The sequence below is a fragment of the Amycolatopsis sp. CA-230715 genome (assembly GCF_018736145.1).
Classification (GTDB): Bacteria; Actinomycetota; Actinomycetes; order Mycobacteriales; family Pseudonocardiaceae; genus Amycolatopsis.
This window is the reverse complement of the sequence record NZ_CP059997.1, coordinates 1,783,786-1,803,525: the sequence shown is the minus strand read 5'-3', so window position 1 is coordinate 1,803,525 and position 19,740 is coordinate 1,783,786. Positions and strand designations below refer to the sequence as shown.

14 protein-coding genes are annotated in these 19,740 nt (G+C 70.5%); 7 read left to right on the top strand and 7 right to left on the bottom strand.

Annotation, left to right across the window (positions count from 1 at the left end; genetic code table 11):
• Positions 1-169 precede the first annotated feature (169 nt).
• Positions 170-1,621: a glutamate synthase subunit beta gene (locus HUW46_RS08560; RefSeq protein WP_215546783.1), complete on the bottom strand. Its 1,452-nt coding sequence runs from the start codon at positions 1,619-1,621 to the stop codon at positions 170-172.
• Positions 1,614-6,161 carry a glutamate synthase large subunit gene (gltB, locus tag HUW46_RS08555; protein ID WP_215546782.1) on the bottom strand — a complete coding sequence of 1,516 codons (4,548 nt, stop codon included), beginning with the start codon at positions 6,159-6,161 and terminating at the stop codon, positions 1,614-1,616. The genes HUW46_RS08560 and gltB overlap by 8 nt, the downstream gene beginning before the upstream one ends.
• Before the next feature lie 587 nt (positions 6,162-6,748).
• On the opposite strand from gltB, the gene HUW46_RS08550 reads away from it, so the two are divergent.
• Positions 6,749-7,381: a YigZ family protein gene (locus HUW46_RS08550; RefSeq protein ID WP_215546781.1), complete on the top strand. Its 633-nt coding sequence runs from the start codon at positions 6,749-6,751 to the stop codon at positions 7,379-7,381.
• Between the two features lie 493 nt (positions 7,382-7,874).
• Here HUW46_RS08550 and HUW46_RS08545 read toward each other — a convergent pair whose 3' ends face one another.
• From HUW46_RS08545 to HUW46_RS08535, 3 genes are all read right to left on the bottom strand, one after another.
• Positions 7,875-8,144: a hypothetical protein gene (locus HUW46_RS08545; RefSeq protein WP_215546780.1), complete on the bottom strand. Its 270-nt coding sequence runs from the start codon at positions 8,142-8,144 to the stop codon at positions 7,875-7,877.
• A gap of 217 nt (positions 8,145-8,361) precedes the next feature.
• The gene (locus HUW46_RS08540) at positions 8,362-9,150 is read right to left on the bottom strand and encodes a 2-keto-4-pentenoate hydratase (RefSeq protein WP_215546779.1); all 789 of its coding nucleotides are present in this window, start codon (positions 9,148-9,150) and stop codon (positions 8,362-8,364) included.
• The gene (locus HUW46_RS08535; protein WP_215546778.1) at positions 9,147-9,944 is read right to left on the bottom strand and encodes a 2-keto-4-pentenoate hydratase; all 798 of its coding nucleotides are present in this window, start codon (positions 9,942-9,944) and stop codon (positions 9,147-9,149) included. The genes HUW46_RS08540 and HUW46_RS08535 overlap by 4 nt, the downstream gene beginning before the upstream one ends.
• A gap of 67 nt (positions 9,945-10,011) precedes the next feature.
• Here HUW46_RS08535 and HUW46_RS08530 point away from each other — a divergent pair, with 67 nt between their 5' ends.
• The 3 genes from HUW46_RS08530 to HUW46_RS08520 are packed head-to-tail and all read left to right on the top strand — an operon-like array spanning position 10,012 to position 14,650.
• On the top strand, positions 10,012-12,873 hold the full coding sequence (locus tag HUW46_RS08530) for an FAD-binding and (Fe-S)-binding domain-containing protein (RefSeq protein ID WP_215546777.1): 2,862 nt from the start codon (positions 10,012-10,014) through the stop codon (positions 12,871-12,873).
• A complete protein-coding gene (locus tag HUW46_RS08525; RefSeq protein ID WP_215546776.1) occupies positions 12,870-14,012 on the top strand; it encodes a CaiB/BaiF CoA transferase family protein in 1,143 nt (380 codons plus the stop codon). The genes HUW46_RS08530 and HUW46_RS08525 overlap by 4 nt, the downstream gene beginning before the upstream one ends.
• Complete coding sequence (locus tag HUW46_RS08520) at positions 14,009-14,650, top strand: class I SAM-dependent methyltransferase (protein WP_215546775.1); 642 nt, start codon at positions 14,009-14,011, stop codon at positions 14,648-14,650. Before HUW46_RS08525 ends, HUW46_RS08520 begins: the two co-directional genes overlap by 4 nt.
• 3 nt (positions 14,651-14,653) lie before the next feature.
• On the opposite strand, the gene HUW46_RS08515 is transcribed toward HUW46_RS08520, so the two are convergent.
• Complete coding sequence (locus HUW46_RS08515; RefSeq protein ID WP_215546774.1) at positions 14,654-15,661, bottom strand: MDR family NADP-dependent oxidoreductase; 1,008 nt, start codon at positions 15,659-15,661, stop codon at positions 14,654-14,656.
• 40 nt (positions 15,662-15,701) lie between these two features.
• On the bottom strand, positions 15,702-16,277 hold the full coding sequence (locus HUW46_RS08510; protein WP_215549744.1) for a TetR family transcriptional regulator: 576 nt from the start codon (positions 16,275-16,277) through the stop codon (positions 15,702-15,704).
• A 137-nt stretch (positions 16,278-16,414) separates the two neighbouring features.
• Between HUW46_RS08510 and HUW46_RS08505 the strand changes: the two genes are divergently transcribed.
• The 3 genes from HUW46_RS08505 (at position 16,415) to HUW46_RS08495 (ending at position 19,668) form a co-directional block, all read left to right on the top strand.
• Positions 16,415-17,602: a cytochrome P450 gene (locus HUW46_RS08505; RefSeq protein WP_215546773.1), complete on the top strand. Its 1,188-nt coding sequence runs from the start codon at positions 16,415-16,417 to the stop codon at positions 17,600-17,602.
• A gap of 5 nt (positions 17,603-17,607) precedes the next feature.
• Entirely contained in the window at positions 17,608-17,823 is a 216-nt protein-coding gene (locus HUW46_RS08500; RefSeq protein WP_215546772.1) for a ferredoxin, read from the top strand.
• A 96-nt stretch (positions 17,824-17,919) separates the two neighbouring features.
• The gene (locus HUW46_RS08495; RefSeq protein ID WP_215546771.1) at positions 17,920-19,668 is read left to right on the top strand and encodes a pyruvate dehydrogenase; all 1,749 of its coding nucleotides are present in this window, start codon (positions 17,920-17,922) and stop codon (positions 19,666-19,668) included.
• Positions 19,669-19,740: the final 72 nt, after the last annotated feature.

Below are 19,740 nucleotides of genomic sequence, written 5' to 3'. Positions count from 1 at the left end.
TGTTAACAAATGTTGACAGTGGTTCAGTTGCGCACCACGTGATGCAGCACGGCGCCCGATTTGTCGGTTTTAGCTGGTCGGTGACCGTTTCCGCGGGCGCGGGGGCAGCCGTGGGGCTTCGGCGTCGTTGACGAAGCCCCACGGCTGGTCTGGGGGTTGCCCTTCGGGGCTAGGCGATCGGCCTGTCCGTCGGCGCGATCGGGGCGGGGAGCACGTCCCGGCCGGTGAGATACGCGTCCGCGCCCGCGGCGGCGGACCGGCCCTCCGCGATCGCCCACACGATCAGCGACTGGCCGCGGCCCATGTCACCGGCGACGAACACGTTGTCGAGGCTGGTCTTGAAGTTCGCGTCGCGCCGCACGTTGCCTCGCTCGTCCAGCTCCACACCCAGCTCGGTGAGCAGGCCCTCGCGCTGCGGCCCGAGGAACCCCATCGCGAGCAGCACGAGCTGAGCGGGCAGCTCCCGCTCGGTGCCGTCGGCCGGCACGAACTTCCCGTCCTCGCGGCGCACCTCCACCAGCGAGAGCGCGCGGAGGTTCCCGTCGTCGTCGGCGAGGAACTCCTGCGTGTTCACCGAGTACAGGCGCTCGCCGCCCTCTTCGTGCGCCGACGAGACGCGGTAGATCATCGGGTAGGTCGGCCACGGGTTCGCGTCGGGACGCGCCTCCGGCGGCTTCGGCATGATCTCGAGCTGCGTCACCGATTTCGCGCCCTGGCGGTGCGCCGTGCCGACGCAGTCCGCGCCGGTGTCACCGCCGCCGATGACCACCACGTGCTTGCCCTCGGCACTGATCGGCGAGGTCTCCAGCTCACCGGAGGCGACCCGGTTCGCCGGGGGCAGGTACTCCATCGCCTGGTAGACGCCCTCGTGGTCGCGGCCGTCGATCGGCAGATCGCGCCACGCCGTCGCACCGCCCGCCAGCACCACCGCGTCGTAGGACCTCGTCAGTTCCTCGGCCGTGATGTCGACGCCGACGTTCACGCTCGTGCGGAACTCCGTGCCCTCCGCCCGCATTTGGTCCAGCCTGCGGTCGAGGCGGCGCTTCTCCATCTTGAACTCGGGGATGCCGTAGCGCAGCAGGCCACCGATCTTGTCGGCCCGCTCGAACACCACCACGTCGTGGCCCGCCCTGGTCAGCTGCTGCGCCGCGGCCAGCCCCGACGGACCGGACCCGACCACGGCGACCTTCTTGCCGGTGCGGGTTTCCGGCGGCTGCGGGGTGACCCAGCCCTCCTCGAAGGCGCGGTCGACGATCGAGATCTCGACGCGCTTGATCGTCACCGGGTCGTCGTTGATGCCGAGCACGCACGCGGTCTCGCACGGCGCCGGGCACAGCGTGCCGGTGAACTCCGGGAAGTTGTTGGTCGCGTGCAGCCGCTCGATCGCGTCGCGCCAGTCCTGGCGCCACACCAGCGTGTTCCACTCCGGGATGAGGTTTCCCAGCGGGCAACCCTGGTGGCAGAACGGGATGCCGCAGTCCATGCAGCGGCCCGCCTGCTTCTCCAGCTTCGTGGTCGCGAAGTCCTCGTAGACCTCGCGCCAGTCCATCAGCCGCAGCGGAACCGGCCGCCGGGTGGGAAGTTCCCGTTCAGTGGTCAGAAACCCTTTGGGGTCAGCCATGAGCGGCCTCCATGATCGCTTCGTTCACATCGCGGCCTTCACGCTCAGCAGCGGCCTGCGCCGCGAGCACCCGCTTGTAGTCCTTGGGCATGACCTTCGAGAACCGGTCGACACCGCTGTCCCAGTCGGCGAGCAGCGCGCGCGCCACGCTCGACTCCGTCTCCACGAAGTGCCGTTCCACGGTTTCCCGCAGGAAGTCCGCGTCGTCGCCGTCGAGCGGGTCGAGGTCGACCATCTCGCCGTTGACGCGGCCGCCGTCGAGGTCGAGCACGTAGGCGATGCCGCCGGACATGCCCGCCGCGAAGTTCCGCCCGGTCGGCCCGAGCACCACGACGCGCCCGCCGGTCATGTACTCGCACCCGTGGTCGCCGACGCCTTCGACGACCGCGACCGCGCCGGAGTTGCGCACGCAGAACCGTTCGCCGACCTTGCCGCGCAGGAACAGCTCGCCGCTCGTGGCGCCGTAGCCGATCACGTTGCCCGCGATGATGTGCTCCTCGGCGGCGAAGTGCGCGTCCGGCGACGGGCGCACCACGATCCGGCCGCCGGAAAGGCCCTTGCCGACGTAGTCGTTGCCGTCGCCGACGAGCCGCAGCGTGATCCCCTTCGGCACGAACGCGCCGAAGGACTGGCCCGCGGTACCGGTGAACGTCACGTCGATCGTGTCGTCGGGCAGGCCCTCACCGCCCCACCGCTTGGTCAGCTCGGAGCCGAGCATGGTGCCGACGGTCCGGTTGACGTTGCGGACGGGCAGTTCGAGGCGCACCTTGTCGCCCGAGCTGAGCGCGCCCTCGGCGAGCTGGATGAGCGTGTTGTCGAGCGCCTTGTCCAGGCCGTGGTCCTGCGCCACCACCTGGTGGCGGGCGGCGCGCGGCTCCAGCTCGGGCACGTGGAAGATCGGCGTCAGGTCGAGGCCCTCGGCCTTCCAGTGCTCGACGGCCCTGCGCTTGTCGAGCAGCTCCGCGTGCCCGACCGCCTCGGCGATCGACCGGAAACCCAGCTCCGCCAGGTACTCCCGGACCTCCTGCGCGATGAACTCGAAGAAGTTCACCACGTAGTCGGCCTTGCCGCTGAACTTGGCGCGCAGCTTGGGGTTCTGCGTCGCGACACCCACCGGGCAGGTGTCGAGGTGGCACACGCGCATCATGATGCAGCCCGACACCACCAGCGGCGCGGTCGCGAACCCGAACTCCTCGGCGCCGAGCAGCGCCGCGATGATCACGTCGCGGCCGGTCTTGAGCTGGCCGTCGGTCTGCACCACGATCCGGTCGCGGAGCCGGTTCGCCAGCAGCGTCTGCTGCGTCTCGGCGAGGCCCAGCTCCCACGGGCCGCCCGCGTGCTTGATCGACGAGAGCGGCGAAGCGCCCGTCCCGCCGTCGTGACCGGAGATCAGCACGACGTCCGCGTGCGCCTTGGACACACCGGCGGCGACCGTGCCGACGCCGACCTCGGACACCAGCTTCACGTGGATGCGGGCGTCCGGGTTGGCGTTCTTGAGATCGTGGATGAGCTGCGCGAGGTCTTCGATCGAGTAGATGTCGTGGTGCGGCGGCGGGGAAATCAGCCCGACGCCGGGGGTGGAGAACCGCGTCTTCGCGATCCACGGGTACACCTTCGCGCCGGGCAGCTGCCCGCCTTCGCCCGGCTTCGCGCCCTGCGCCATCTTGATCTGGATGTCGTCGGCGTTGACCAGGTACTCACTGGTGACGCCGAACCGTCCACTTGCGACTTGCTTCACGGCGGAGCGCCGCTCCGGGTCGTAGAGGCGTTCCGGGTCTTCGCCGCCCTCGCCGGTGTTCGACTTGCCGCCGAGGCGGTTCATCGCGATCGCCAGGGTCTGGTGCATCTCCATCGAGATCGAGCCGTAGGAGATCGCGCCGGTGGCGAACCGCTTGACGATCTCGGAAACCGGTTCGACCTCTTCGATCGGCACCGGCGGGCGCTCGCCGCTCTTGAAGTCGAACAGCCCGCGCAGCGTCAGCAGCTTCTCGGACTGGTCGTTGACCGCCTTCGTGTACTCCTTGAAGACGTCGTACTTCCCGGCCCGCGTCGAATGTTGCAGCTTGAACACGGTCTGCGGGTTGAACAGGTGCGGCTCGCCCTCGCGGCGCCACTGGTAGTCGGCACCGGTTTCGAGTTCGCGGTGGCTCGCGCGCACGCCGTCGCGCGGGTAGGCGCGGCGATGGCGCTCGTGCACCTCGTCCGCCAGCGTCTCGAACCCGACCCCGCCGAGGCGGGAAGTCGTTCCGGTGAAACAGTTTTCGATGACTTCTTCGCCGAGCCCGATCGCCTCGAAGATCTGCGCGCCGGTGTAGGACGCGACCGTCGAGACGCCCATCTTCGACATCGTCTTGCGGACGCCCTTGCCGAGCGCCTTGATCAGGTTCCGCGTCGCGTGCTTCGCGTCGACACCGGGAATCAGGCCCTGCTGAGCCATTTCCTCGACGGTCGCCATCGCCATGTACGGGTTGACCGCGGCCACCCCGTACCCGATGAGCAGCGCGATGTGGTGCACCTCGCGCGCGTCGCCGGACTCGACGACGAGCCCGACCTGGGTGCGGGTCTTCTCGCGCACCAGGTGGTGGTGCACCGCGCCGGTCAGCAGCAGCGACGGGATCGCCGCGTGCTTCTCGTCGACACCGCGGTCCGACAGCACGATGAGCCGCGCGCCGTCCTCGATCGCTTCGGACACCTCGGCGCGGATTTCGTCGAGCCTGCGCACGAGCGCCTCGCCGCCGCCGTCGACGTCGTACCGGCCCAGCACGGTGACCGCCTGGAACTCCGGGAGATCGCCGTCGTCGTTGGCGTGCACCAGTTTCGCCAGCTCGTCGTTGTCCAGCACCGGGAACGGCAGCACGATCCGCCGGCAGGATTCCGCGCTGGCGTCGAGCAGGTTCGGCTCCGCGCCGAGCTGCGTGCCGAGCGCGGTCACCAGCTCCTCGCGGATCGCGTCCAGCGGCGGGTTCGTGACCTGGGCGAAGAGCTGGATGAAGTAGTCGAAGAGCTGCCTCGGCCTGCTGGACAGCGAGGCCAGCGGCGAGTCGTTGCCCATCGACCCGATCGGCTCCGCGCCGGTGCGGGCCATCGGCTGCAGCAGCACGTCGAGTTCTTCTTCGGTGTAGCCGAACGCCTGCTGGCGGCGGACCAGCGAATGGTGCGTCGGCACTTCGCGGTCGCGTTCGGGCAGATCGTCCAGGTGCAGCAAGCCCTTTTCGACCCACTCGCCGTACGGGTGCTCCGCGGCGAGCCCGCCCTTGATCTCCTCGTCGTCGATGATCCGGCCCTCGGCGGTGTCGACGAGGAACATGCGGCCGGGTTCGAGCCTGCCCTTGCGGACGATGTTCGACGGTTCGATCTCCAGCACGCCGACCTCGCTGGCCAGCACCACGAGCCCGTCCTCCGTCACCCAGTACCGCGCGGGGCGCAGGCCGTTGCGGTCGAGCACCGCGCCGATCTGGGTGCCGTCGGTGAACGACACCAGCGCGGGGCCGTCCCACGGTTCCATCAGCGTCGAGTGGAACTCGTAGAAGGCGCGGCGCCGGTGGTCCATTTCCTCGTGGTTTTCCCACGCCTCGGGGATCATCATCAGCACCGAGTGCGGCAGGCTCCGGCCGCCGAGGTGCAGCAGTTCGAGCACTTCGTCGAAGGACGCCGAGTCGCTCGCGCCGCGCGTGATGATCGGGTAGATCCGCTCCAGCTCGCCGGGGATGAGTCCTGATTGGAGCATCGACTCGCGCGCGTCCATCCAGTTCCGGTTGCCGCGCAAGGTGTTGATCTCGCCGTTGTGCGCGACGTACCGGTACGGGTGTGCCAGCGGCCACGACGGGAAGGTGTTGGTGGAGAACCGCGAGTGCACGAGCCCGATCGCGCTCACCACGCGCTCGTCGGAAAGGTCGTCGAAGAACAGTTCGACCTGCGGCTCGGTGAGCATTCCTTTGTAGACGATCGTGCGCGAGGAAAGGCTGGGGAAGTACGCGCCGGTGGTGCCGTCCACATCGGCCTCGGCGAGTTCGTGTTCGACCCGCTTGCGCACGCAGAACGCGAGCCGTTCCAGTGCCAGGTCCCGCACGCCGGGTTCGCGCGCGGAAAGGAAGAGCTGCGTGAAGTACGGCATCGTGGTCGCGGCCGTCGGCCCGCAGTGCTCGGCGTGCACCGGCAGTTCGCGCCAGCCGAGCACCTGCATGCCCTCTTCGGCGGCGATGCGCTCGATCGTCGTCATCGCGCGGCCGCGGCACTTCTCGTCCCTCGGCAGGAAGGCGGTGCCGACCGCGTAGGCGCCCGGCTCGGGCAGGGTGAAGTCCACGACCTCGCGGTAGAAGGCGTCGGGGACCTGGATGAGGATCCCGGCCCCGTCGCCGGTCTCCGGTTCGGCGCCCCTGGCGCCGCGGTGTTCGAGGTTGCGCAGCGCGACCAGCGCCTTGCGCACGATGCTGTGGTCCCGTCGTCCGGCGAGATCGGCCACGAAGGCCACACCGCAGGCGTCGTGCTCGTACTGTTCGTCGTACAGCCCTTCTCGGGGCTGAAGTGCGTGGCGGGTCACGGCTGGCCGCCTCCCAAGGCGTCGGCGCGACCGAGTTCACCCGAAAGTGCGGGATTCCGGAGAATCCGCCGCACTGGCTAACGGGGCCACTCGGGACCGCGATTGGTCAGTCGAGAGATGCGTGAGCTCCTGGCGGGCTCTGAAGCGGGAACGCCCGCAGGCATCATCGAGGCCACACTGCGCTGGGTGGCCGATGGACACACGTCATTGTGCGTCGCACTGGCTGTACGCGCCGGGTCGCTGACCCGATGTGGTGGTGGGCCTCCGACGGCGCGGTCCTTCCTCCCCGGGTTCGCCGGGTCTAACGACGATAGTGTGAATTCGCTGTTACCGACATACGTCGCTCGACGCGCGTGGGAAATGCCACGTCTGCGTTGACTTGTTGCCGAACGGTCCACATCGCGGGCCAGTGTGTCTCGGCACCTGGAACAGTACCGCGATGACCTGCTTCTTTCCACTGAACGGATACCAGCCAGTAGGACCAGTGTGCCCGCAGGTCCGCATCGTGTGTCCGTTTTGCGGCCTTGCCCAGCTCTCACGTCCCGTAATCAGACTGTGACTATCTGGCTCAATGAGAAGCTGCCCAGGTGGATGACGAGTACCGCACCGTAGCCGGCGCGACCGTGCACGAGATCGAAGTGCGCCGCTCGCGGTTCCTGTGCGCGCTCGCGCCGGTGGACACCGAAGAGCGGGCGCGCGAGGTGATCGCCGCCCGCCGCAAGGCCGAGCCCGCGGCCCGGCACCACTGCCACGCCTTCGTGCTCGGCGCCGACGGCAGGACCCAGCGGTCGAACGACGACGGCGAGCCCGCGGGCACGGCGGGCGCGCCCATGCTCGAAGTGCTCCGCCGCCGCGAGCTGACGAACACGGTCGCCGTGGTCACGCGCTACTTCGGCGGCGTGCTGCTCGGCGCGGGCGGGCTCATCCGGGCCTACGGGCAGGCGGTCGCCGACGCGCTCGACGAGGCGGGCACCGCGCGGTACCGGCGGTTGCGGGTGCTCGCGGTGACCGTGGACTACGGCAGGGCGGGCCGGATGGAGAACGACCTCCGCGAGTCGCCGTATCCCGTGCAGGGCACGTCCTTCGGCGCGCAGGCCAGGTTCGAGGTAGGGGTCCGCGAGAGCGAGCGGGACGAGTTCGCGCGCTGGCTCGCCGACCGGACCGGCGGCGCCGCGCGAGCCGAAGAAGCAGGCGAACACTGGGTGCGCCTGGACCCGTGACTCCTGGCGCCGCTCCGTGATGCCCCGAAAGTGGCCTTCGGGGCATCGAGCGCCCCGAAGGCCACCCTTCGGGGCACGTGCCTCGCGGTGTTCGGGCGCGCGAGGGGTGGATTTGTGTCGTCTAGCGCCCCGAAGGTCACCCTCGGGGCATCGGCAGCCCCGCCCGCACATCTGCGAGGGCCGAAAAAGTGGCGCTAGAGTCCCCGAGGGTGGCCTTCGGGGAACCAAGCGGAGCCCCCGCCGCCGATCTCGCGGAACCCCCGCGACGCGCGCCCGCCATCACTGTGGCTTTCGGAGCACGTGCATCGCGAGAGTCCTGAGCCGGGCGCGGGGGAGCGCCCCGGTGTGGTGCCGGGTCGACGCGTCACTCGCCCCCAGACAAGCACGCGTCACCGCGCCGGACACCACACCGGGGCGCTGTTGTACCCCCGGGGCGAGACTTACCGCGGGGTGGCCGCCGTGGTCGCGGCCATCCCTTGCTCGCGTGAAGCTTTCAGGCGGCGATCGTGGCGGAGAGGTAGGCGGCCAGCGCGGCCGTGCCCGCTTCGCTGATGATCGCCGGTACCCGCTCGCCTGCCCGCCCCGCGCGGACCGGGACGATGAAGCCGCGGTTGGCGAGCTGGTGTGCGGTGGTCTGGTCGCAGCAGGCGAGCCCGTCGATGAACAGGTCCGGCTCGGAGCTGCAGGTGATTTCGGCAGTGCCCAGCGCCACCGCGCGGAGGGTGGCGCGTTCCCGATAGTTCAGTTCGCTCTCCTGAGGCATCTTGTGCCTCCTCCCTGTACCCCCAGTAAAACTCGGGACTACGACAGTTTCGGGTACCGCCGACGGTATGTCTCGAATCTCGAGGAGATTTAGGGAACATTTAGGGGTATTCCCCGACCTTCGTCGGGTACTGGGGGTGCGCCGGGAAAGCGGCCTCCACCAGGGGTGCGGACGGACCGTGAGCGCGCGCTCGCCCGTCGTGGTCTGGACCAGCCGGTCAGGAAGGCCCGCCGTCGAGGGTGACGGTGCCCAGCGAGGTGAATTGGGCCGCGACGCGCCCGCCCGCGGGCGGTGGCACCGCGTCGGTCATCCCGCCGGTGAGCACCACCCAGCCCGCTTCGAGCCGTGAACCCCGTTCACCGAGCAGGTTCGCGGCGAGCGCGAGCGCTTCGGCGGGGTGGCCGTGCACCGCGGCGCCGGTCGCACTGTCCACAACGGACCCGTCGGCTTCGAGGAGGCAGGCTTCGAGCGCGAGGTCCAGACCGCGCGGTGCGGCGGCGACGGAGCCGAGCGTGAACAGGCTCGACGACCCGTTGTCGGCGACCACGTCGGAGAGAGCGAACCGGAAATCGGTGAACCGGCTGTCGATCACTTCGAGCCCGCCGTGCACGGTGTCGACGGCGGCCAGCGCGGCCGCCGCGGTGATCCCCGGCCCGGCCAACGGGCGGCCGAGCACGAACGCGATCTCGGGTTCCACGCGCGGGTGGATCAGCCCGGCCCTCGGCAGCGGGGCACCGGCGGGCAGCAGCATCGCGTCGGTGAGCCACGCGACGATCGGCCGGTCGACGCCCATCCGCTCGCGTTTGGCCTTCGAGGTCAGCCCGAGCTTCACGCCGACGACCCGTTCGCCGCGCGCCACCCGGATCCGCAGCGCTTCGTCCTGCACGGCGTAGGCGGTGGACAGGTCGAGTTCCGCCCACTCCTCGGTGAGCATCGGCCGCGCGGTCGCCGTGCGCTGCGCTTCCAGCAGTGCTTCGGCCGCGCCGGGGACGGTCCACTCACTCATCGGGCGTCCTCCCGGTCGAAGACGGCGGTGACCGTGCCGAGCCCGGCGACCGCGGCGACCACGGTGTCACCGGGGGAGACCCCGATCGCGCCGGTCATCGACCCGGGCAGGATCACGTGCCCCGGTTCGAGGCTGACGCCGAGCGGGCCGACGGTGTTCGCGAGCCACACCAGCGCGTTGAGCGGCGAGCCGAGCACCGCGCCGCCGGCCCCGGTCGCGGCGAGCGCGCCGTTCGAGTGCAGCGTGCAGCCAGCCAACCGAAGGTCCACTGTGGACAACAGGGTCGGCCTGCTGCCGAGCACCACCCCGCCCGACGACGCGTTGTCCGCCACGGTGTCCACAATGGAGATCCGCCAGTCGGCGATCCGCGAGTCCACGATCTCCAGCGCGGGCAGGACGAAGTCCACCGCGCGCACCGCGTCGGCCGCGGTCACCCCCGGCCCGGTCAGCTCGCGGTGCAGCACGAACGCGATCTCCGGCTCGATCCTCGGCTGCAGGTAACCGCCGTGCGGGATCGGCTGGTGCTCGAGGTGGAACATGCCGCCGGTCAGGTGGCCGTAGTCCGGCTGGTCGACGCCCATCTGCCGCTGCATGGCGGCCGAGGCCAGCCCGACCTTGTGGCCCTTGACCACCTCGCCCGCCCCTTCCCACGCGCGGACCTGGGCGAGCTGGATCCGGTAGGCGTCGGCCAGCGTCGCGCCGGGATGGGATTCGACGATCGGCCGGATCGGGGTGCCGGAGGCGTAGGCGCGCCCGAGCGCACCCGCCGCGTCCCGCACGGAGGCGTCGTCCATGGTCGCGACTCTGCTCGGAGCGCCCGGCGCGTGCAACACGATTGTTCCACTGGGCGGAACAGGAACAATGGGGCTCGTGCACGAACGACTTCGGCGGCGGCTGAGCGACCGGGTGGCGGGCGAGGTTTCCTTCGACGCGGGGAGCCTGGCGCTCTACACCACGGACGCCTCCAACTACCGGCACGTCCCGGCGGGCGTCGTGCGGCCGAGAACCCTCGACGACGTGCACGCGACCGTCGCCACCTGCCGCGAGCTGGGCGTGCCGCTGACCGCGCGCGGCGGCGGCACCAGCGTCGCGGGGAACTCGTGCGGGCCCGGCCTGATCCTCGACTTCTCACGCCACCTCGGCGGGGTCCGCGAACTCGATCCGGCCGCGCGCCGGGCACGCGTCGAACCGGGCACGGTCCTCGACGACCTCCAGGCACTCGCCGCCCCGCACGGCCTGCGGTTCGGGCCGGACCCGTCGACGCACAGCCGCTGCACGATCGGCGGCATGATCGGCAACAACGCGTGCGGCTCGCATTCGGTCGCCTGGGGTCGCACCGCGGACACCGTGTCCGGAATGGACGTGCTGCTGCCCGACGGGACCGCGCTCGCCGTCGGCGCCACCACACCGTCCGAAGTGGACCGGCGGACCGCGCTCGGCGGTACCGAGGGCCGCGTGTTCACCGAGCTGCGGTCGCTGGTGCGGGACAACCTCGCGCTGCTGCGCACCGAACTGTCGACCTGGCCCCGCCGCGTTTCCGGGTACGGCCTCGAACACCTGCTCCCGGAGAACGGGTTCGACGTCGCGAAGGCGCTCGTCGGCAGCGAGGGCACGTGCGTCACGGTGCTCGGCGCGACGCTCGACCTCGCCGAGCTGCCACGGCACAAAGTGCTTGCGGTACTGGGGTTTCCGTCCGATGTCGCGGCCGCCGACGCGGTGCCCGCGATCCTTCCGTGGTCCCCGCTGACCGTCGAGGGCGTCGACGCCGAGCTGGTCGCGCTGCTCGCCCGCGGCGGTGGCGACCTCCCGCCGGGCGGCGCGTGGCTGTTCGTGGAGTTGGCCGGTGAGACGCTCGCCGACGCCGAGCAGCGGGCGAAGGAGTTGGCGAAGGACCTGTCGGGCCAGCTCACCGGGCACCTCGTGCTGACCGATCCGGCCGCGCAGCGCAGGCTCTGGCGCATCCGTGAGGAAGGCGCCGGGCTCGCGACCAGGCTCGCCGGTGGCGCCGAGGCGTGGCCTGGCTGGGAGGACGCGGCGGTGCCACCGGAACGGCTCGGCGCGTACCTGCGTGATTTCAAGGACCTGATGCGCGAGCACGGCAGGCGCAGCGTCGTGTACGGCCATTACGGCGAGGGCTGCCTCCACATGCGACTGGACTTCGATCTGCTTTCCGGGAAAGGAAAAGCGGGCTTCCGCGTGTTCCTCGAACAGGCCGCGGATCTCGTCGCCGCGCACGGCGGTTCGCTTTCCGGTGAGCACGGCGACGGGCAGGCGCGGTCCGAGCTGCTGTCGCGGATGTACTCGCGCGAGGTGCTCGACCTGTTCGCGCGCTTCAAGGGGATCTTCGACCCGGACGGCATGATGAACCCCGGCATCCTCGTCGACCCGCGCCCGATCGACGCGGATCTCCGCCTGCGCCGGGCACCCGCGTCGATGGAGTCGGTGACCTTCCTCGGGTACCCGGAGGACCACGGCAGTTTCGGCGAAGCCATGCGCCGGTGCGTCGGCGTCGGCAAGTGCCGCAACACCAGTGGCGGCGGGGTCATGTGCCCGAGCTACCGGGCCACGCGCGAGGAGAAGCATTCGACGCGGGGGCGCGCGCACCTGCTCGCCGAGATGATCAACGGCGAGGTGATCACCGACGGCTGGCGCTCGGAGGAGGTGCGCGAAGCGCTCGACCTGTGCCTGTCGTGCAAGGGCTGCCTCTCGGACTGCCCGGTCGATGTCGACATGGCGACCTACAAGGCCGAGTTCTACCACCAGCACTACCGCGGCAGGCTCCGCCCGGCGTCGCACTATTCGATGGGCTGGCTGCCGCTGTGGCTGCGGTTGGCCGCGCTCGCGCCCCGCGCGGCCAACCGGGTCACCGCGAGCCGGGTTTCGGCGTTGCTCAAACGGCTCGGCGGGATCGCACCCGAACGCGAGCTGCCGTTGTTCGCCCCGCGCCCGTTCACGAAGGCGCGGGCCGATTTGCGCGGCGCGCGGCCGGGCACCGGGAAACCGGTCGTGCTGTGGCCGGACTCGTTCAACAACTACTTCACCCCCGACGTCCTCGACGCGGCGGCGGAGGTGCTGACCGCGGCCGGGTACCACGTGGTGTTGCCACACAAGGGCGTCTGCTGCGGGCTGACCTGGATGTCCACCGGTCAGCTCGGCACCGCGCGCAAGGTGCTCACCAGGAGCCTCGCCGTGCTGAAGCCGTATCTCGACGCGGGTTACGACGTGGTGGGGCTGGAACCGAGCTGCACCGCGCTGTTCCGCGGCGATCTTCCCGCGCTGCTGCCGGGCGATCCGACCGCGGAGCTGCTCGCGTCGCGGACGAAGACCTTCGCCGAGGTGATCGCCGGTGCACCGCTTCCACTCGGCTCGCTCGACGTGGACGCGATCACGCAGGTGCACTGCCACCAGCACGCCGTGCTCGGGTTCGACGCGGACGAACAGGTGCTGGCCATGGCCGGGGTCCGGAACTCCACTTTGGACTCCGGCTGCTGCGGGCTGGCCGGGAACTTCGGCTTCGAACGCGGGCACTACGCGGTGTCGGTCGCCTGCGCCGAGGACCGGATGCTGCCCGCGATCCGGGCCGCGGACGCGGCCACGCTGGTCGTTTCGGACGGGTTCAGCTGCCGGACGCAGATCGCGGGGGAGTCCGAGCGCACCGCCGTGCACCTCGCCGAAGTGCTGCGCCGCGCCCACCGCCTCCACCAGGACGGGGACCTCGCATGACCGCACTCCCGCTCGACGGCGTCGTCGTGGTGGCGCTCGAACAGGCCGTCGCCGCGCCGTTCGCGACCAGGCAGCTCGGCGACCTCGGCGCGCGCGTGATCAAGATCGAGCGACCAGGCACCGGTGACTTCGCGCGCGCCTACGACGAAACCGTGCACGGGCAGTCGAGCCATTTCGTCTGGCTCAACCGCAACAAGGAGAGCATCGCGCTCGACCTCAAGGACGAGGCGGACCGCGCGGTCGCGGCCGGGCTCGTCGCGAAGGCGGACGTGTTCGTGCAGAACCTCGCCCCCGGCGCGTCCGCGCGGCTCGGCCTCGACGCGGAGACCGTCCGCGCCGCGAACCCCGGCCTGGTCGTGTGCACGATCAGCGGGTACGGGTCGAGCGGGCCGTACCGGGAGAAGAAGGCGTACGACCTGCTCGTGCAGTGCGAGGCGGGGGTCGTGTCGCTGACCGGGACCCCGGAGGCGCCCGCGAAGGCGGGTATCCCGGTGGCCGACATCGCCGCCGGGATGTACGCCTACAGCGGCATACTGGCCGCGCTGTACGAGCGGGAGCGCACCGGCGCCGGTGCCTCGCTCGAAGTGTCCATGTTGGACTCCCTCGCCGAATGGGCCGGTTTTCCCTACTACTTCGCCAACTACGGCGGAACCCAGCCGCAGCGCAACGGAGCGAAGCACGCGGCGATCGCGCCGTACGGACCGTACACAGTGGACGACGGCGTGGTGTTCATCGGTGTGCAGAACCACCGCGAATGGCTCGCGCTGTGCGAAAAGGTCCTCGGCACCCCGGAGCTGGCCGTGGACGAGCGGTTCGCCGGGAACACCGCGCGCGTCGCCAACGACGCCGAACTGACGGCCATCATCGAAGGCGCGCTCGCGAAGGTTCCCGCCGCCGAGGTGGAGTCGCGTTTGGACGCCGCGGGGATCGCGAACGCCCGCATGCGCACCATGGCGGAGTTCGCCGACCACCCCCAGCTCTCCGCGAGGAACCGCTGGCGCCGGGTCGGCACTCCCGCCGGTGAGGTGAGCGCGCTGATACCGCCCGGCGTGCCTCCCGGCCGCGAACCGCGGATGGACCCCGTCCCGGCGCTGGGGGAGCATTCCGACGCCATTCGCGCCGAATTCGGGTTCGCATGAGCGCCCTGCCGCCCGACTACGACTCCGAGCCGTGCCGGTGGCAGGGCTGGCGATCGAGCCGGGACGTGCACGACCTCATCGCTCCGGAGCTGCACGGTCCCGTCCTCGACATCGGATGCGGCGAAGGCAGGCTCGCGTCCTCGCTCGGCGACGACGTCTCGTGGGTCGGCGTCGACTCGTCACCGAACCAGCTGGCGGCGAATCCGCACCGGCCGGTGGTGCTGGCGGACATGGGGGCGCTTCCCTTCCACGACAACACCTTCGCCGAAGTGACCCATCTGTGGTGCCTCTACCACGTCACCGAGCCGAGGCGCGCGGTCGCCGAGGCGGCTCGCGTGCTCCGCCCCGGCGGCACCTACTACGCCTGCACCTCGTCGCGGCGCAACGACCCCGAACTCATGCCGGAGGGCTACCCCGCCACGACGTTCGACGCCGAGGACGCGGCCGAAATCGTGGGCACCGCGTTCGCGGACGTCTCCGTCGAACACTGGAACCGAGCGTTCTTCCCGATCGAAACGCGGGAAGAACTTCGAGCGTACTGCCGTCACCACTACGTGCCCGCCGACCGGGCGGAACGGCCGGACCTGCCGCTGTGGCTGACGAAGCGGGGCTGCCTCGTCCGGGCCGTGAAGGGGTAGTGGTCAGGTCAGGCGGACCGACACGTTCCCGGTGAAGCGGCCGTCGAGCAGGTCCATCAGTGCCCGCGGCGCTGCCTCGATCCCGCCGTCCACCACCGTGTGCGGGTGGACCATGCCTTCGCCCAGCCAGCGGGAAAACAGCGCGGGCCATTCGGCGAAGACGTCCCAGCGGTGGTGCAGCGCGAAGCCGCGGATCGTCAGGTCCTTCACCACCGCGGCGCCGGTGTCCAGTCGTGGCCATGGCGCGCCCGCTTGGGTGGCGAGCGCGCCGCAGAGGGCGAAGCGGGCGTGGTCGGCCGCGATCTCGACCGCCGCTTCGAACTGGGCTCCGCCGACGAGGTCGAAGTAGACGCTGACGCCCTCCGGCGCGGCCGCGCGCAGCGCCGCGACGAGATCGTCGTCGTGGTAGTCGACGGCGTCGTCGAAGCCGAGTTCGTCGACCAGCCAACGGCATTTCGCCGGGGAGCCCGCGGTGCCGAGCACCCGTGCGGCCCCGAGCCTGCGGGCGATCTGCCCCGCCAGCGAGCCGACGCCCCCTGCCGCTCCCGACACGAGCACGACGTCGCCTTCGGTCACCGCGGCGACGTCCCGCATGCCCAGCAGCGCGGTCGCCCCGTTGCGGGCAGCGAGGTGGTAGCAGGGCTCGGGCAACGCGGCGGGGTCGAGCACGGTCGCCTCCGCCGTGTCGGCGTAATCGGCCCACGGTCCGCGGAAGGTGACGAGATCCCCGACGCCGATGTCCGCGGCACCGGTTGCGACGACCCTGCCGACCACGTCCGAAACCAGCGGACGGCCGAGGTCGAACTGCGGGATGGGCACGTCGCTTTCGGGTTCCATGAGCGCGCGGAGCACGGCCACGATTCCCACGTATTCGTTGCGTACCACCACGTGGCCGGGTTCGGGCGGCGCGAGCGGCACCTCGGCGACGCGGAATTCGTCACCGGTGAGCTTTCCTCGCGGGCGGGCGGCGAGCTGGATCTGGCGGGCGGTCCGCGGCAGGCTGTCCGGCATTCCCCCACCCTGCACGGTCAACCGCGGTTGAGGGCAACGCTCACTCTTCGACGCGTTCGAGAAGGGTGCGGGAGGCGTCCAGCACGAGCTTGACGATCCGGTCGGCGTCGGCACCGGCGAGCGGGTCCTTTTCGGAGATGTCCCGCAGGAACGTGATGCCGACGAGCCAGGCGAGCACGAGGTCGGCGCGCAGGTCGGCGTCTTCGGCGTCGGTGAGGGACGCCAGCGCGCGCGTGTAGTCCTCGCCGAGGCGGCGGCGGGTGGCGGAGGCCGCTTCGTTGTTGCCCGTCGAGCGGAGGAACACCCGCAGCGTGTGGTTCCGCTCGCCGCCGGTTTCGGAGGTGAGCAGGTTGCGCAGCACGGTTTCCAGGAGCAGCCCGGGTTTCGTGGTGGCGATCTGCTCGTGCCCGCCGCGGGCGATCGCCTCTTCGAACAGCGACTCCTTCGAGCCGAAGTAGCGGAACAGCAGCGCCTGGTTGACGCCGGCTTCCTTCGCGATGTCGCGCACGGTCGTCCGGTCGAAGCCGCGGGCGGCGAACATCGCGGTGGCCGCGTCGAGCAGCGCTTCGCGCGTCGCCGCGGAGTCGCGACGCCGTGCCCGCTGCTCTTCGGTCACCGAATCCACCTCGAAACGCGCTTCGCCGGTCAAGGCGGACACCGTAACCCGTGTTCCTCCGGTAATGGCGTTGACGCGAACAGTCACCGCGCCTACCTTTGTAAGCAGCTGCTTACATCGCCGACGAGGAGCTGCCCGTGACCACCACGTCCGAACCCGTCGCCTATCCGTTCAACGAAGCCGAAGGGCTGGACCTGAACGAGGCCTACACCGCCGCGCGCGAGGCCGAGGGCCTCATCCGGGTCAAACTGCCGTTCGGGGAGCCGTCCTGGCTCGCGACGCGCTGGGCCGACGCCAGGCTCGTGCTCGGCGACCGCCGGTTCAGCAGGGCGGCCGCGGCGCTGCACGACCCGCCGCGTTCGCAGCCTTCCGCGCAGCAGCAAGGCATCCTGGCGATGGACCCGCCGGACCACACCCGGCTGCGCACCCTCGTCACGAAGGCGTTCACCGTGCGGCGCGTCGAGGAACTGCGCCCCCGCGTGCGCGAGCTCGCCGAAGGGTTCGTCGACGACATGATCGCGAAGGGCCCGCCCGCCGATCTGGTGGAGGACTTCGCGCTTTCCCTTCCGGTGGCGGTCATCTGCGAGCTGCTCGGCGTGCCGACCGCGGACCGTCCCCAGTTCCGCGTGTGGAGCGACGGCGCGCTGTCCACCAGCAGCCTCACCGCCGCCGAGTTCGAGCAGAACCGCGAGGAGCTGCGCGACTACATGCGCGGCCTCATCGCGCAGCACCGCGAGCACCCCGCCGACGACCTGATGACCGCGCTCATCGAGGCCCGCGACGACCACGACCGGCTCACCGAGCTGGAACTGGTCGACATGTGCGTCGGCATCCTCGTCGCCGGCCACGAGACGACCGCGACCCAGATCCCGAACTTCCTCTACGTGCTGCTGGAAAATCCCGAGCGGCTCGCCGAGCTGCGCGCCGATCCCGGCGTGCTCCCGGCGGCGGTGGAGGAGCTGATGCGGTTCGTCCCGATCGGCGCCGGCGCCAGTTTCCCGCGCTACGCCACCGAAGACGTCGAAGTCGGGGGCGTGCTGGTCAAGGCGGGCGAACCGGTGCTAGTCGCGGTGGGCGCGGCGAACCGGGACAGGCTGCGCTTCGACGCGCCCGAAGAGGTGAAGTTCGACCGCGACGGCGCGCAGCACCTCGGGTTCGGGCACGGCGTGCACCACTGCCTCGGCGCGCCGCTGGCGAGGGTCGAGCTGCAGGAGGCGCTGCGCGTGCTGTCCGCGCGGCTGCCCGGCCTGTATCTTTCGGGCGACATCGTCTGGAAGACGCAGATGCTCGTGCGCGGTCCGCGCACGATGCCGGTGGGATGGTGACGAACGTGAGCTGGCGGGTGGAAGTCGACGGGGCGACGTGCATTTCCTCGGGAATGTGCGCGGCGCTCGCGCCGGACAAGTTCGAACTCGGTAACGAGCACGCTGTCGCGCTGCGGCCGGAGGTGGACGAGGACGAGGAAGTGCTCGACGTCGCCGACTCGTGCCCGGCGATGGCGATCACCGTGACCGGTGGTGGAAAGGTGCTCGGCCCACGCCCCTGAGCAAGGGCGGATCGGCCGTCTCGCCCACGCTGTGGTGTGACCGGTGAGACGGCCGGACGAACTGCGAAGATCGGTTTCCCGGCTAGGATCGGGACAATGACAACGGTTGCGGACCAGCTCATCGACGTCCTCCTCCAGGCAGGGGTCCGGCGCATCTACGGTGTCGTCGGCGACAGCCTCAACCCGGTGGTCGACGCGATCCGGCGCAGCGGCGGCTCGGCAAACGGCGGTATCGACTGGGTGCACGTGCGCAACGAGGAGGCGGGCGCGTTCGCCGCGGCCGCCGAGGCCCAGCTCACCGGCCAGCTCGCGGTGTGCGCGGGCAGCTGCGGCCCCGGCAACCTGCACCTGCTGCAGGGCGTGTTCGACGCGCACCGCTCGGGCGCTCCGGTGCTGGCGATCGCGTCGCACATCCCAGCCGCCCAGATCGGCACCGGGTTCTTCCAGGAAACCCATCCCCAGCACCTCTTCCAGGAGTGTTCCCACTACTGCGAACTGGTCAGCAGGCCGGAGCAGATGCCGAGGCTCGCGCGCATCGCCGTGCAGAACGCCGTCGGCAGGCGCGGGGCCGCCGTGCTCGTGCTGCCCGGCGACGTCGCGCACGAACAGGCCGTGCACCCGACCGGGACGAGCGGGGTCCTCGGCACCCCGCCCGCGATCCTGCCCGCCGACGACGACGTGGCGCGCCTCGCCGAGCGGATCGAGCGCGCCGACAAGATCATGATCATGGCGGGCGCCGGCTGCCGCGACGCGCACGACGAGGTCGTCCAGCTCGCCGACACCATCGGTGCCCCGGTCGGGCATTCCTTGCGCGGCAAGGAGTTCATCCAGTACGACAACCCGTTCGACGTCGGGATGAGCGGACTGCTCGGCTACGGCGCCTGCTACGACGCGATGCACGCCGCCGATCTCGTGCTGCTGCTCGGCACGGACTTCCCGTACGACAACTTCCTGCCCCAGGCCAACACCGTGCAGGTGGACATCGACGCGGCGCGGATCGGCCGCCGCAGCGTGCTCGAATTCGGCGTGCTCGGCGACGTCGGCGCGACCATCGGCGCCGTGCTTCCGAAGCTGACCAGGCGCACCGACCGCACCTTCCTGAACGAGATGCTGCACCGGCACGAGCGCGGGCTGCAGAAGGTCGTCGACGCCTACACGAAGAACGTCGAGAAGCACGTGCCGATCCACCCCGAGTACGTGGCGGACGTCCTCGACGACGAAGCGAGCGAAGACGCCGTGTTCACCGTGGACACCGGGATGTGCAACGTCTGGTCCGCGCGGTACGTCACGCCGAACGGGCGGCGCAGGCTGCTCGGGTCGTTCGTGCACGGCAGCATGGCGAACGCGCTGCCGCACGCGATCGGCGCGCAGGCGGCGGACTCCTCGCGGCAGGTGATCGCGATGGCGGGCGACGGCGGCCTGTCCATGCTGCTCGGCGAACTGCTGACGCTGCGGACGCACGCGCTGCCGGTGAAGGTCGTGGTGTTCAACAACTCCTCGCTCGGCATGGTGAAGCTCGAAATGCTGGTGGACGGGCTGCCCGAGTACGGCACCGACCACGAGCACGTGAACTTCGCCGCGATCGCGCAGGGCGCCGGGATCCACGCGCGGCGAGTGGAGAACCCGGCCGACATCCGCGACGGCATCAAGGACCTGCTCGCGCACGACGGCCCCGCCCTGCTCGACGTGGTGACCGACCCGAACGCGCTGTCGATCCCGCCGAACATCACCGCCGCGCAGGTCAAGGGGTTCGCACTGGCGGTGAGCCGTACCGTGCTCAGCGGCGGCGTAGGCAAGATGCTCCAGCTCGCGAAGTCCAACCTTCGCAACGTGCCGAGGCCTTAGCGATTTTTTCGCGCGCGGCAAGCACGGATGTCATGGGTCGAGAGGTGACATCGCGTCACTGGCCGAGGTGTA